Origin of the sequence: Paenibacillus lutrae (assembly GCF_009757775.1) — a bacterium.
Taxonomy (GTDB): Bacteria; Bacillota; Bacilli; order Paenibacillales; family NBRC-103111; genus Paenibacillus_F; species Paenibacillus_F lutrae.
On record NZ_RHLK01000002.1, the window covers coordinates 13,080 to 27,439 of the forward strand.

Consider the following 14,360-nt stretch of genomic DNA (forward strand, 5'->3'; position numbering starts at 1 on the left):
TCCATTTAATTGTAAAAGGTATTCACTCTAAGTATCCGGTAAATAGAGCGCTAACAAAAGGGATAAGATCAGACGATGAGGGAGAAGTTTCTCTTGAAAAAAACTGCGGAGTCAGCATGCCGGGCTTCTGACTCCGCAGTTGCATTCGATTCTGCCCGGGTGAAGTTTAAGAGGCTTCCCGAATCTTGAATTTGCTGATTTCAGCGAAGAGCTGGGCAGCCAGCTCATGGATATTGTCAGCCTGGGCGGAGAGACTCCGTATGGACGAATCGTTCTCTTCGGAGGCTGTCGTCACTTCTTGGACGCCGGCTGATGTCTGCTCGGCGATCCCCGCTACGTGCCGGATATGCCGGGCGAGTCCGGCACTATTGCTGAGAGATTGCCCGATGCGCCCGTTGACGAAGTGAATCTGCTTCGCCACAACGGCCATCGACTCTTCGATGGCCGTGAAAGAGCCGAGCGTACCGCCCATGACAAGCTCCTGCCCGCCGGCGAGATGCCCTGCCTCCGTCACGGCCGCCTGCAGCTCACTCATGCGCTTCTCTACCGATGCGATGGTGCCGGCGGCCCGGCGGGCCTCGTCACTGGACTGCTGCGCGAGCAGACGCACTTCCGAGGCGATGACCGCGAAGCCGCGGCCGTGCACGCCTGCGGTTGCGGCCTCGATGGCGGCATTCAGCGCCAGCAGGTGGGTCTGGGACGCGATCTCGGTGATCGCGCCGAGGATCGCGCTCGTCTGCCGGGAGTCGGCGGCAAGCGTGGACATCGCGGCATGCACCTGATCCAGGACACGCCTGGATTCTTCGCTTGCCCGCTGAAGCGAGGCAAGGGACTCTGCGCCGCGTACCGTGGCCTCGGCCGCCTCCCGGCTTGCCTGGTGCATGAGAGCCGCATATTCGGCGATCTCCCGCGTCTCCCCTTCGAGCAGGGAGACGGCCCCCGAGGCATGCTCGGATTCCGCAGCCTGCTCGGCAGCGCCCTGCGCGATCACGGACATCGCTTGAACGATGTCCCGGTTAGCCGCGGCCGTGTCCGTCGATACGCGGCGGAAGATCTCGGATTGTCCATTCAGAGTGGAGGCAATGCGGCGCGTCTTCTCCAGCATGCCGCGCACCTCCTCGGTCATCCGGTCGAAGCTGCGGCTGAGCTGTCCCAGCTCATCGGGCGCGAGGCTTCCGATGGCATGCCGCAGGTCGCCCGCGGCGATCCGCTCGACAGCCTCCTGCAGCTTGCGGATAGGAAGCAGATAAGAGCGGATGATGAGCAGGGCGATAGCGGAAGCGATCAGCAGTGCCGCAAAGGCAGCTGCGGCTGTAATCCCTGTCGTCTGGCGGATGACAGCGGCAGATTCATCTACGGCAGCCTGTGCTTCTTGGGAATAAGCACTGTAGAACTGGTCCACATGCGAGAAGATGGTCTGCCTGAGCTTCTGCCCCTCTCCATAGAAGTGAATCATACTAAGCTCCAGTTCCCTGGGGCTTACGGTTTTCTCCTGAACGAGTTTAGCAGCCGAATCAAAATTTGTAAGATAGTCGGATGAAGCAACGATAAGCTCGCTGCGCCACCCTATCTGTTCTTCCCGGTCTGCGGTAGCCGCAACCTGCTCCAGCAGACGGTTATAGGCGGCCCGTGTCTCTTGATACCGCTGTATATAAGCAGGATCCTTGGAGAGCTGGAGCCCGGAAGCGATTATACTCAATTCCTGAACGGTCTCTTTGAGTTCCAGGGCTGCCGTTTTCTTGGAGATCCGGTCATTCTGCAAAGAAATTTTAGCCTGAATCTCGCGGATTTGATGCACTTGAAAGGCTGCAAGGATAACAAACAGCAGGATCAGCACAGTGAAGGCCGCAATTAATTTGTGCTTCATGGTTTTTAAATAGAAGTATTTCCGCATGTTCATCCTCCGATAGTCAATTGATGAGAGATCCAATATCCATATATAGGTACTTGGTCCCTTACAATATATGACTTTCGTATTAGGGAAGATGATGAATTATGTAAATGGAGGGTAAAATAGCAGGGTCACGTGTATGTTTCGGCAATCCGCGAAAGTTTTACATGAATTTAACGTAGAGCGGAATCGGAGTTTACATTCGCTTGTTACGATGGTTCAGGAAACACAAACAAAGAAAGATCACGTAAAGGAGGACATGTATAACATGTTCAAGTTCATGCCGAAAAAAGGTTTATCACTCGCACTCGTTGCCATGCTTAGCTTAGGGGTTCTTGCAGGCTGCGGTAAAACAGACGGAGAAACGAATAACCAGGCCAGCGGCGGCAAGAGCGGCGGCGAAACAACTGAAATATCGGGTACGGTAACGGCTTCCGGCTCCAGCGCTATGCTTCCTCTCGTGAAAGAAGCAGCCAAAATGTTCATGGATAAACACGCTAAAGTCACCATTAACCCGACCGCAGGCGGTTCAGGTAAAGGGTTGAAAGACGTAGCCGACGGCATTTCGAATATCGGTAACTCGGATGTGGCTGCAGGCGACGAATACAAAGACAAGAACCTGAAAGAGCACGTCGTAGCGATAGCTCCTTTTGCACTGATTACAAATCCTGACGTAGGCATTGAGAACCTGACGAAGCAGCAAGCTGCCGACATTTTTACGGGTAAAGTTACGAACTGGAAAGAAGTTGGCGGCAAAGATGCTAAAATCGTCGTGATCCATCGTCCTGACAGCTCCGGTTCACGCAAGTTAGTGAAAGAAATCGTTCTCGATAACACGGAGTTCACTAAAGAAGGCGTTGTTCAAGAAAGTACAGGCGCGGTTAAGACGGCTGTCGGCACCCAATCGGGTTCGATCGGTTACATCGACACCCCTTATCTGGACGATACCGTCAAAGCGGTGAAGTTCGACAATGTCGCTTTCTCCAAAGAAACGATCAAGAACGGTACTTATAAGCTGTTCGGTACGGAGCGTATGTATACCAAAGGCGAGCCTACGGGTGCGACCAAAGCCTTTATCGATTATGTAATGAGCCCGGAATTCCAGGATAAGAAAGTGGAAGAGCTGAAATTCCTTCCCGCTGATCTTCTGAAAAAATAATGATTCCGCCCTTCCCGGATGTCCTGAAGCTTAGTAAACTTCGGGGCATCTTTTTTTGTGCGGAAGTTTTACATTGCCTTTACAAAAGCTTAATGCCGTATTTACAAATGAAGCCTATCATAAAAGAGAACGTGCTAGTACTTTGTACTCACCCGCCAGAATACGCAAATGATTGAAGGGGGCTTCCCGCTTGGATACTTACCCGCAGCAAACAGCGGCTACACAGGAGCAGAAGCACAGCGGCTCAGGACCGCCAAAGCCATCGCGCTGGATGAAGCTGCAAAAACGCCAGGATGGCTTGATGAGATTTCTATTCATTGGCAGCGCCGTGCTCGTTTCGATTGTCATATTTTCGATCATCATGTTCGTCGGTATTCAGGGACTTCGTACTTTTAGCGGCGTAAGTCCTATGGAATTCTTCTTTTCTACCGACTGGACACCCAGTGAGGACAAATTCGGAGCGTTTCCGTTTCTGTTCAGCACACTTCTGCTGACACTGCTGGCCATTGTGCTTTCCGTGCCGCTCGCAGTGGCCGGAGCCGTCTTTATGGCCAAAATCGCGCCGAAATGGATGCGCGAGATCATGCGTCCCGCAACGGACCTGTTCGTGGGCATCCCTTCCGTCGTATACGGCCTTATCGGCCTTACGGTCATTGTTCCGTTTATCGGCAAGGTGGTCGGCGGAACCGGCTATGGAATTCTGCCGGCCGGTATCATCCTGGCGATCATGATTCTGCCGACCATTCTCTCTATCTCGGAGGATGCTATCCGCGCCCTGCCGCCAAGGCTGGAGGAAGCATCGCTGGCTCTGGGGGCAACACGCTGGCAGACGATCTGGCGTGTGCTGCTTCCGGCCGCAAGACCCGGCATTCTTACCGGGGTCGTGCTTGGAATCGGCCGGGCCATCGGAGAAACCATGGCCGTCTTTATGGTCATCGGCAACTCGCCGCAAATGCCCAAGTCCCTGATAGATTCTACAACCGTACTGACGACTGCCATTGTCAAAGATATGGGCAATACAAGCTATGGAACCACGTGGAACAATGCGCTTTATATGATGGCCTTTGTCCTGCTTATCATTTCGATGCTCTTGATTGTCATTATCCGTGTCGTGTCCAGAAGGAGTGAAGTGAAATGAACAGTAAAACGACCGACCGCCTGGCGACGCTTTTTTTCTGGATCACAGGGATCTTCATTCTGCTCATCTTGGCATGGTTTCTGATCCGGATTCTGGGAGCCGGGCTGCCGCATCTCAGCTGGGATTTCATAACCGGAGATCCCGAAGATATTGTGGCCGGAGGCGGGGTTGGCCCGCAGCTCTTCAATTCCTTCTATATTTTATTCCTGTCGCTATTATTCTCACTTCCAATCGGTCTGGGAGCCGGTATTTATCTGGCTGTTTACGCCAAGAAATCGCGCTTTACAGAATTGGTCCGGATGTCGGTAGAAACGTTATCTTCCGTTCCGTCGATCGTGTTCGGTTTGTTCGGCTTCCTGTTGTTTGTTGATTTGATGAATTTTAAAATTTCCATTCTGAGCGGTTCCCTTGCCCTGGCGCTTCTGAATTTGCCTGTTCTGGTCCGCGTGACGGAAGAATCGATCCGTACGGTGCCGGAATCATACTGGGAAGCGAGTCTGGCACTGGGCTCTACCAAATGGCAGGCGATCCGTAAAATCTTGATCCCGTCTGCACTTCCGTCTCTCATAACCGGTATTACACTCGTCGCCGGCCGCGCGCTCGGCGAGTCCGCTATTCTGATCTACACATCGGGCTTGTCCGTATCGAGACATACGCCTGACTTTAACCCGATGGCGATGGGGGAGACGCTCTCCACTCACTTGTGGTACATCCAGGCCGAAGCGATCGTACCGGATGCGAAGCAGATCGCAGAGGGAAGCGCCGCGCTGCTGCTTATCGTTGTCTTGATCTTTAATCTGCTTATCGGCATACCGAGCCGTATTATCCAAAAAAGACTTACGGGGGGAAAATAAACGATGGCTGCTCCTGCGATGAATATTCAGACCGACACGAAAATACAAGTAGAAGGACTGGACTTGTTTTATGGAGAAAACCAGGCCCTGCACAGCATAGATCTAAACATCGCGCCTAATTCCGTGACGGCACTGATCGGACCCTCAGGCTGCGGCAAATCCACCTTCCTGCGCACGCTTAATCGGATGAACGATCTGATCGACAGTGTGCGCATTAACGGAAGCATCCTGGTGGACGGGATCAACATCTATTCGCCCGACAGCGACATTGTATCCTTGCGTAAACGAGTCGGCATGGTGTTCCAGCGTCCGAATCCGTTCCCGATGAGCATTTATGATAATATCGCCTATGGCCCCCGTATTCACGGGCAGAAGAACCGGGCTGTACTGGATGAGATCGTCGAGCGCAGTCTTCGGCAGGCAGCCCTGTGGGATGAGGTCAAAGACCGCCTGAAGAAATCGGCGCTCGGCTTGTCGGGAGGCCAGCAGCAGCGGCTTTGCATTGCGAGGCTGCTTGCTGTCGAACCGGAGGTACTGCTGATGGATGAGCCTACCTCTGCGCTTGACCCGATCTCTACTTTGAAAGTCGAAGAACTGACGCAGACGCTCAAAGAGAAATACACCATCATTATCGTGACGCACAATATGCAGCAGGCGGCGCGTATATCGGACCGCACTTCTTTCTTCCTGAACGGAATACTCGTAGAGACCGATCAAACCGACAAAATTTTCACAAACCCGAACGATCAGCGCACCGAAGATTACATTACAGGCCGATTCGGATAACACAAGGGGGCCCTTAACCGGATGAATAATCGTACGAACTTTCAGCAATCTATTGATGACCTGCAGAATGAACTGCTTGATCTGGGCTCGATGGTCGAGAATTCCATCCATCAGGCGGTCGACGCGCTTAAGCGTATTGATACCGATCTGGCCCGCCGGACAGTGGAAGATGACGATGCGATTGACGAGCTGACCTTGCGTATAGAAGAAATGTGCCTGCGTCTTATCGCCTTGCAGCAGCCGATGGCCGGAGATTTGCGCATCATCGGGACGGCGCTCAGTATTGCGACGGACTTGGAGCGGATTGCGGACCATGCGGTAGACATTGCGAAGATTACAATCCGATTGTCCGGCGAAACGCTCGTTAAAGAATTGATCGACATTCCGAAGATGGCGGAGATCTCCAAAGAAATGCTGCGTGAGAGCCTGGTGGCGTACACCAACCGGAATGTGCATATGGCCACTTCTTTAGCCGAAAGAGACGATGAGGTGGACAAAATTTTTAGCCGGATTATGCAGGATGTGATCGGGATGATGAATGCAGACTTCACCCGCAACCGGCAGCTTACCCATCTGATCATGGTAGCCCATTATCTGGAGCGGGTTGCAGACCATGTGACCAACATCGGGGAAAGTGTCATTTATATGGTGACCGGCATAAGAAAAGATTTGAACATCTAGCAGTGTTATAGGAAGAGAAGCGGTTTGCCGGAATGTGCGGTGAACCGCTTTTTATTGTTGTCAGTTCTTCAAGGGGAAGGGAGGATACACGGCGGGCAGGACGTTGAAGGGACCTTTTACAGGGTCCTTTATTTAATGGAGTGAAAAAACCGCCCTCGGGGGCGGCGGGCTACAAAACATGAACCAGCTGTTTGACAGATCGGATGATAACGACCTTCTGGCGGCCGATCCGGCGCTGTGACAGCTTCTTCAGATGGGGAGGATAAATCCAGACGGCATCCAGGCCGCAGCGTGTCGAGCCGATGATGTCGTTCTTCCAGGAGTTGCCTACCATAACGCCTTGACTCGGATTAATGCCGGTTTCCTTAAGTGCCATGCGGTATAAGCCGGGATGAGGTTTGCGCGGCCCATTCTGGACCGAGCTAAAGCGGCGGTTTTCGGGGAAAAATGAGGATAGCCGAAGACGGGTAAGATCCCGTTCCAGTCTCTTGCGGCTGCCGTTGCTGATTATCGCAAGCTGATATCTCTCGCCCAAAGCTGTTAGCGTCTCTTCAACACCCGGGAACAAGCGGACATAGCTGCCTTCTGTTTCCTCTACCTGTTCAAAGAAGATCCGGGCAAAGGTCTCATTGACAGGAAGGGGGTACGTTGCCAGCGCTTTCTCCAGGCAGGCCGTGCGCATTTCTTCACTGGGCCGCTGATTGCGGGGTCTGAGTTTGCGCAGCTTCTGCCATTCCTGCTTGTAGATCTGCAAAGCATCATCCGTGGTCAAGAGGCCGGCGTCCTGCTCCCACCTTCCCGTGTATTCCCCAAGCACTTCTGTGAATGCGGAATCAAAACATTGCCTGCGGTCCACTAGTGTATTATTCATATCGAAGAAAATGATTTTCTTGGGAGCCGGGAAAAAAAAGGGACTCATTTGCAGTCCTCCTTTCCTGCTGAGCCGGAACTTGAAGCGGCCAAAAAAGACGAATTGCCGGCTTTATAACGTATTAACAGTCTATGTGCCTGAATCAGAGAACATCACCCCGGACAGAGCGCCATCGGCGCAAAAATTACCGGGTTGAAACTTTTTCATATTCGTCCTGGCTGTGCTATCATGAACGTATATGTCCAAAATCGGGGTGTAAGTGTGGAAAAAGAAAAATTGATTCTTATAGATGGAAATAGTATCGCCAGCAGGGCTTTCTACGCTCTTCCGCTGCTAAGCAATGCGGCCGGTCTGCATACCAATGCCGTTTACGGATTTACAACGATGCTGCTCAGACTCATAGAAGAGGAGAAGCCGACGCATTTTCTTGTTGCATTTGATGCGGGGAAGGTTACCTTCCGACATAAGGATTATTCCGAATACAAGGGAGGCCGTTCCAAAACGCCTCCTGAACTTTCCGAGCAGTTCCCTTTGCTGAAGGAGCTTCTTCCGGCTTTTGGTATCCGGCAGTTTGAGCTGGAAGGCTATGAGGCCGACGATATTATCGGCACACTGACCCGCACGGCGCAGGAGGAAGGCAAAGAGGTGCTTGTAGTCAGCGGCGATAAAGACATGCTGCAGCTGGTATCGGATAAGGTGACCGTGGCGCTCACCCGCAAAGGAATCAGCGAGGTGGACCGGTACGATCCCGCAGAGATTCAGGAGAAATACGGGCTCACGCCTGCCCAAATTATCGACCTCAAAGGGCTGATGGGGGATTCCTCGGATAATATTCCGGGTATCCCGGGCGTCGGGGAGAAAACGGCTCTTAAGCTGCTGCATGAGTACGGTTCCGTAGAATCCGTACTGGAGCATGCGGACGATATGAAGGGCAAGATGAAGGAGAAGATCCGCGATCATGCGGATTCAGCGCGCATGAGCAAAGAGATCGCGACGATTTTCCGCGAGGTGCCGATGGACACCGAGTGGAACGCGCTCGCCTATTCGGGCGTGCAAGGGCCTGAGCTGGCGGCAATGTTCCGCAAGCTCGAATTCAAATCGCTGCTGGAGAAAATGGATTTCTCCGGCGCGGACTCCGGCGATGCGGCAGAGGATGCCGATGCTCCGCAGGCAGAGCCGCTGGTTGTCCGCCTCATTTCGGAGGACAACATCGGCGATCTCTTGCCCGCACTTCCGGATGTGCGGTCCATCCATGTCGAAGCCGCCGGGGACAATGCCCACACGGCTGTGATCATCGGAGCGGCTCTTCGCACGGGGGATGCGGGGTACTATGTCCCCGCATCCGTTCTCACCGCTCCGAAGGCGCAGCCGCTGCGCGACTGGCTGGCGGACGGCAGCGCGGAGAAAAGCACATGGGACCGCCACCGTGCGGAGCTGGCTCTCGCCTGGAGCGGGATTACGCTGTCCGGCGTGACGTTCGATGTGATGCTTGCCGCGTATCTGCTCGATCCGACAGAGACATCGCTCACGCTCAGCGGCATGGCGGATAAGTACGGCGTGCCTTCTGTAGCGCCGGACGAAGCGGTCTTCGGCAAAGGCGCCAAGTTCAGGCTGCCCGAGACCGAAGTGCTTGCTGCGCACGTCTGCCGCAAGGCGGACCGCATCGAGCGGCTTCATGCGGAACTTCACGAGCGGCTGCAGGAGGTTGAAATGCTCCAGCTGTATTACGAGCTGGAGTTGCCGCTCTCGGGTGTGCTTGCCGACATGGAGCTTCGCGGCATCAAAGTGGACAAGGCTGCTTTGAAGCAGCTTGGAGACGAGCTGGCCGTTCAGATTGACCGGACCATGAGTGAAATTTACCGGCATGCCGGTTTTGAATTCAATATTAATTCACCCAAGCAGCTTGGCGAGGTGCTGTTCGAGAAGCTGCAGCTGCCTGTGCAGAAGAAAACGAAAACCGGTTATTCCACGGATGCGGAAGTGCTGGAGAAGCTGGCGCCTTATCATGATATTGTGAAAGGCATACTTCACTACCGCCAACTTGCTAAGCTTCAGTCCACTTATGTGGAAGGATTGCTGAAGGAAGTGCGTCCGGAGACGGGCAAGGTTCATACCTACTACAGACAGACCATTGCGGCTACGGGAAGACTCAGCAGCCAATATCCGAACCTGCAGAATATTCCGATCCGTCTGGAGGAGGGCCGCAAAATCCGCAAGGTATTCGTTCCCTCGGAGCCGGGCTGGTCGATTCTGGCGGCGGATTACTCACAGATTGAACTGCGCGTTCTTGCCCATATATCCGGAGATGCCAACCTCAAAGAAGCTTTTACGAATAATATGGACATTCACACCAAAACCGCCATGGACGTCTTCGGGGTAGCCGAATCCGAGGTGGATTCCAACATGCGGCGCTCGGCCAAAGCCGTTAACTTCGGGATCGTATACGGAATTAGTGACTACGGCTTGTCGCAGAATCTGTCTATTACCCGCAAAGAAGCGTCGCAGTTTATCGAGCAGTATTTTGCCGTCTTCCAGGGCGTCAGACAATATATGGACGATATCGTGACAGAGGCGCGGGAGAAGGGCTATGTGACCACCTTGCTGAACCGGCGCAGATATTTGCCTGAAATTACGGCATCGAATTTCAATCTGCGTTCGTTTGCCGAAAGAACGGCCATGAATACACCTATTCAGGGAACCGCCGCGGATATCATCAAACTTGCAATGGTTCAGATGGATGAAAGACTGAAGCGTGAGGGCCTTAAGAGCCGCATGCTGCTGCAAGTACACGATGAACTGATTTTTGAGGTTCCGCCTGATGAGCTTGAGGTTATGCGCCGTCTGGTTCCTGAAGTGATGGAAGGGGCACTGAAGCTCGATGTCCCGCTGCTTGCAGAAGTTAACGATGGCTTTAACTGGTACGAAACCAAATAAATTGCTTAACAGCAGCAGAAGAGGTGAACAGCATGCCGGAACTGCCGGAGGTTGAAACGGTCAAACGGACATTGGGGCGTCTGGTTGCCGGTAAGACCATTGAAGAAGTGGAAGTCCGTCTGAGGCGGATCATCCAAAAGCCGCAGGAGCCGGAGCAGTTCGCCGAGCTGCTGCGGGGACAAACGATAATCGGGGTGGAGCGCAGGGGGAAGTTCCTCCGTTTCATCTTATCGGACGGCGTGCTGGTATCCCATCTCAGGATGGAAGGCCGGTACGGACTCTATAAAGCGGGCGACCCGGAAGATACTCATACGCACGTCGTGTTCCATTTTACGGACGGAACGGAGCTGAGGTACCGGGACGTACGCCAGTTCGGCACGATGCATTTATTCGCCAGCGGTGAAGATCTGGTTTCACCCCCGCTTCAGAAGCTGGGGATCGAGCCGCTGGACGAGTCCTTTACCCTCGAAGCTTTCCGCACTGCGGTAGGCAAGCGCAAAGTGAAGATCAAACCGCTGCTGCTGAACCAGGCATACATCGTCGGGATAGGGAATATTTATGTAGACGAGGCCTTGTTCCTGGCAGGCATTCATCCTGAAAGGGAATCATCGAAGCTGACCCGGCCGGAGCTGGAGAGGCTGCATGATGCCATTATCGTGACACTCCGCAATTCCGTAGAAGCCGGGGGTTCTTCGGTTAAGTCGTATGTGAACGGGCAGGGAGAGAGCGGAAGCTTTCAGCATCAGCTCAGAATATACGGCCGTAGTGGAATGCCTTGTGTAAATTGCGGTACATTAATTGACAAGACGGTCGTGGGCGGCAGAGGTACCCATTACTGCTGGAAATGCCAGCCGCTTAAGCGCACCCGGCCTTCGTCCTCTAAGCAAAACTAGGCACATCTCCTCCTGCCCTTCCATATGATGGGGAGTAGAGCATGAAGGCAGGAGGGGATCCGTGTGCTTACCGTTTTTTCTCTGTTAATCTTGGCTCTGGCCGTCAGTTTGGACGGCTTTGGAGTCGGGATGATGTATGGATTGCGTAGAATCCGCATTCCTCTGTTATCCATCGCAATCATATCGCTGTGCTCGGGTATTATCATTTATTTATCCATGAACGCCGGCGTGTGGCTGTCTGTTTATTTGTCGCCAGATTACGCCCGCATCGTTGGGGCCCTGATCCTGGTCGGAATAGGTATCTGGGCGCTCTATCAGTTTCTCACCCAGAAGCAAGGCCAGGAAGACGCCGGGGAAGGCGTGGCTGTGCTGTCCGCCCATGCCGTTCATGCACCATCGGGAATACAGCCTCAGCAGGCCGGAATGTCTCATGAACATCCGGGCGGACCGGCTACGGAGAACACTACTGCTCCCGTATATTCTCCTGCCCACAAGATGCTCTCGATCGAGATCAAACGTCTGGGTCTGGTTATTCAGATACTACGCACACCTTCGGCGGCGGATGTGGACCGTTCGGGCAACATCTCTTCCTATGAAGCTACCCTGCTGGGTGTTGCCCTGTCGCTGGATGCGTTTGGCGCAGGCATAGGTGCCGCCCTAATCGGCTATAAGCCCTTATTGACTTCAGCCGTTATTGCGCTGGCAAGCGGGATCTTTATTGCTTTTGGACTTAGCATCGGTTTCCGTTATTCGGGTAAAAGCTGGGTGCGCTCTGTTTCGGTTCTGCCGGGATGCGTTCTGATCCTGATGGGGATCTTGAAGCTTTGGTCTTAGAGACCCGTTTAAATCAGGTTAAGTAGTCGATCTAATCCTTGAACATAAGCCTTCCGTCGTACGGAAGGCCGTTATATTCCATGTAGGAGTCGAGTGAAATGAATATAGGACTAACGGGAGGGATCGCCTGCGGCAAAAGCACGGTTTCGGCCATGCTTGTCCGCCGCGGCGCGGTTCTGATTGACGCGGATCAAATTGCGCGTGAAGTAGTGGAGCCCGGCAGCCCTGTATTGGCGGAAGTGGCTGCTCATTTCGGACAAGATATCCTGCTTCCGGACGGCTCGCTTCACCGCAAGAAACTGGGGGAATATGTTTTCCGCAGTGAAGAAGCACGAAAGAAACTGGAAAGTTTCCTGCATCCCTCCATCCGGAGGTTAATGAAAGAAAGGATGGAAGCTTCCGAACGTGACTTTCCGGACAAGCTGGTTGTCGTCGACGTTCCTCTTCTTTATGAGTCCGGGCTGGAAGGCATGTTCTCGCATGTCATGGTCGTATACGTACCCAGAGAGGTTCAGCTGAAGCGCCTTATGGTCAGGGACACATTGACGGAAGAGCAGGCGGAGGCCCGGCTTGAGGCGCAATGGCCCATTGAGCGTAAGAAGGAACTTGCAGACATACTCATCGATAATTCGGGAGCATTTGAAGAGACGGAAAAGCAGGTTGAACTTTATATGCTGAATAGGGGCCTGCTATGAGGTTGTTTCGCAAAAAACGGGTGTTTGCTCTGCTGCTGCTCGTTTTCGTGCTTTTTCTGTTCAGTAACGGCACTTATATCGGACAAAAAATATACCCTATCCATTATAGGGAGGAAATCCAGCAGAATGCTGCGGAGTTTAAAGTCGATCCTTTTCTTATTGCCGCTATTATTAAGGTGGAATCCAACTTCAAGCCGGACCGGGAATCCAAGAAAGGCGCCTTTGGAGTTATGCAGCTCATGCCCGACACTGCCGAATGGATTCGCGAGACTTCGGATTCCGGGCAAGCGGACTTCCGGGATCCCGCCCGTAACATCCAGTTCGGTTCCTGGTATCTGGCTTGGCTGAACAAGCAGTACAAAGGCAATTGGCTATACTCCATTGCGGCCTACAATGCCGGGCAGGGAAACGTGAACAAGTGGAAGAACAATGGAGTCTGGGATGGAACTGAGGGTACCATCGAGAATATTCCATTCGGGGAAACCCGTCATTATGTGCAGCGCGTGCTGTTCTATCAGCAGAAATTTACTGAGCTTTATGACGATGAATATAACAAAGGCACCTTTGTACAATAAGAAAAGCACCGGACAAGCCGCGGTGTTAGCCGCCGCCTGAACCGGTACTCCTGTGGTTGACTAGCATTACCCGCAATGAAAATTAACGGGATTGGCCGGATTGGCCTGCCAGTTGTTGCTCAGCGATTTGCACAAGGCGGCGAGTAATGTGTCCTCCGATCGCACCTGTGTCACGAGTAGCCATATTACCGTAGTAACCGTCTTGTGGGATGGCGATCCCAAGCTCTTGTGCTACTTCATATTTCAGTTGATCCAAAGCTTGATTAGCTTGGGGAACCACCAAAACGTTGCTGCCGCGAGATTGTCCTGCACCCATGTCTGTTCACCTCCTTGTCGTTTGTAAATGTATTATGTGCGTTTTCCGGCGCTTGATAACAAGCAACTTATGGGAATGAAAAAGGCAAAGACCTTGAATAGGAAGGAGAGTGAAGAGAGATGAAATGTCCGTTCTGCGAACATAACGGAACCAAGGTACTGGATTCACGTTCAGCTAACGATAATAAATCCATCCGCCGCCGGCGGGAATGTGAGAAATGCCAGCGGCGGTTCACCACCTTCGAAATGGTGGAGGAAACCCCTCTTATTGTGATCAAAAAAGATGGAAGCCGTGAGGAGTTCAGCCGTGATAAGATTCTGCGGGGATTAATCAGAGCTTGTGAGAAAAGACCGGTGTCCGTCGACCGGCTGGAACAAATCGTATCAGTAGTCGAGATGAACGTAAGGAATATGGCCCATGCGGAAGTGGACAGTATGCGGATCGGTGAACTGGTCATGGAACAGCTGTATCCGGTTGATGAGGTAGCGTATATCCGGTTTGCGTCTGTGTACCGGCAGTTTAAAGATATTAATATGTTCCTCAAGGAACTGGAACAGATCTTAGGGAAAACGAATTTGAATAACGGGTTAAATTCAGACACTTAACCGCCAAGAGAACCGGCTGCACCCGTGCAGCCGGTTCTCTTCGGATTTGCAATCGGACAAGTGTTCTTATGTTGACAGTCTTAATTAATCCCGCTTCGCATAGGATGGAGTTGTGAGAACAAAATGGG

14 protein-coding genes are annotated in these 14,360 nt (G+C 52.9%); 11 read left to right on the forward strand and 3 right to left on the reverse strand.

Annotation, left to right across the window (positions count from 1 at the left end):
* Positions 1-166 precede the first annotated feature (166 nt).
* Entirely contained in the window at positions 167-1,894 is a 1,728-nt protein-coding gene (locus EDM21_RS02565) for a methyl-accepting chemotaxis protein (protein ID WP_157332682.1), read from the reverse strand.
* A gap of 265 nt (positions 1,895-2,159) precedes the next feature.
* On the opposite strand from EDM21_RS02565, the gene EDM21_RS02570 reads away from it, so the two are divergent.
* The 5 genes from EDM21_RS02570 (at position 2,160) to phoU (ending at position 6,509) form a co-directional block, all read left to right on the forward strand.
* Entirely contained in the window at positions 2,160-3,050 is an 891-nt protein-coding gene (locus EDM21_RS02570) for a phosphate ABC transporter substrate-binding protein (protein ID WP_157332684.1), read from the forward strand.
* Positions 3,051-3,240: 190 nt separating this feature from the next.
* Complete coding sequence (gene pstC, locus EDM21_RS02575) at positions 3,241-4,188, forward strand: phosphate ABC transporter permease subunit PstC (RefSeq protein ID WP_201280748.1); 948 nt, start codon at positions 3,241-3,243, stop codon at positions 4,186-4,188.
* The gene (gene pstA / locus EDM21_RS02580) at positions 4,185-5,042 is read left to right on the forward strand and encodes a phosphate ABC transporter permease PstA (RefSeq protein WP_157332686.1); all 858 of its coding nucleotides are present in this window, start codon (positions 4,185-4,187) and stop codon (positions 5,040-5,042) included. Before pstC ends, pstA begins: the two co-directional genes overlap by 4 nt.
* A gap of 3 nt (positions 5,043-5,045) precedes the next feature.
* Entirely contained in the window at positions 5,046-5,828 is a 783-nt protein-coding gene (gene pstB / locus EDM21_RS02585) for a phosphate ABC transporter ATP-binding protein PstB (protein ID WP_068773624.1), read from the forward strand.
* 21 nt (positions 5,829-5,849) lie between these two features.
* Entirely contained in the window at positions 5,850-6,509 is a 660-nt protein-coding gene (gene phoU, locus EDM21_RS02590; protein ID WP_157332688.1) for a phosphate signaling complex protein PhoU, read from the forward strand.
* A gap of 169 nt (positions 6,510-6,678) precedes the next feature.
* Here phoU and EDM21_RS02595 read toward each other — a convergent pair whose 3' ends face one another.
* Positions 6,679-7,428 (reverse strand): HAD family hydrolase, encoded by a 750-nt coding sequence (locus EDM21_RS02595; RefSeq protein WP_157332690.1) that lies wholly within the window; start codon positions 7,426-7,428, stop codon positions 6,679-6,681.
* Positions 7,429-7,641: 213 nt separating this feature from the next.
* Between EDM21_RS02595 and polA the strand changes: the two genes are divergently transcribed.
* The 5 genes from polA to EDM21_RS02620 all read left to right on the forward strand — a co-directional run bounded on the left by polA (position 7,642) and on the right by EDM21_RS02620 (position 13,311).
* Positions 7,642-10,314 carry a DNA polymerase I gene (gene polA / locus EDM21_RS02600; protein ID WP_420850636.1) on the forward strand — a complete coding sequence of 891 codons (2,673 nt, stop codon included), beginning with the start codon at positions 7,642-7,644 and terminating at the stop codon, positions 10,312-10,314.
* 32 nt (positions 10,315-10,346) lie between these two features.
* Positions 10,347-11,207, forward strand: coding sequence for a DNA-formamidopyrimidine glycosylase (gene mutM / locus EDM21_RS02605; RefSeq protein ID WP_157332694.1), 861 nt, complete (start codon positions 10,347-10,349; stop codon positions 11,205-11,207).
* 63 nt (positions 11,208-11,270) lie between these two features.
* Positions 11,271-12,041: a manganese efflux pump gene (locus EDM21_RS02610; RefSeq protein ID WP_166541793.1), complete on the forward strand. Its 771-nt coding sequence runs from the start codon at positions 11,271-11,273 to the stop codon at positions 12,039-12,041.
* A 98-nt stretch (positions 12,042-12,139) separates the two neighbouring features.
* Positions 12,140-12,736 carry a dephospho-CoA kinase gene (gene coaE, locus EDM21_RS02615; RefSeq protein WP_157332696.1) on the forward strand — a complete coding sequence of 199 codons (597 nt, stop codon included), beginning with the start codon at positions 12,140-12,142 and terminating at the stop codon, positions 12,734-12,736.
* Complete coding sequence (locus EDM21_RS02620) at positions 12,733-13,311, forward strand: lytic transglycosylase domain-containing protein (protein ID WP_157332699.1); 579 nt, start codon at positions 12,733-12,735, stop codon at positions 13,309-13,311. The genes coaE and EDM21_RS02620 overlap by 4 nt, the downstream gene beginning before the upstream one ends.
* An 82-nt stretch (positions 13,312-13,393) precedes the next feature.
* Here the strand turns inward: EDM21_RS02620 and EDM21_RS02625 are convergent, their stop codons facing one another.
* Positions 13,394-13,627, reverse strand: a complete 234-nt coding sequence (locus EDM21_RS02625) for an alpha/beta-type small acid-soluble spore protein (RefSeq protein ID WP_068773632.1) — start codon at positions 13,625-13,627, stop codon at positions 13,394-13,396.
* A 119-nt stretch (positions 13,628-13,746) separates the two neighbouring features.
* On the opposite strand from EDM21_RS02625, the gene nrdR reads away from it, so the two are divergent.
* Entirely contained in the window at positions 13,747-14,232 is a 486-nt protein-coding gene (gene nrdR / locus EDM21_RS02630) for a transcriptional regulator NrdR (protein ID WP_157332701.1), read from the forward strand.
* The last annotated feature ends 128 nt before the right edge of the window (positions 14,233-14,360 follow it).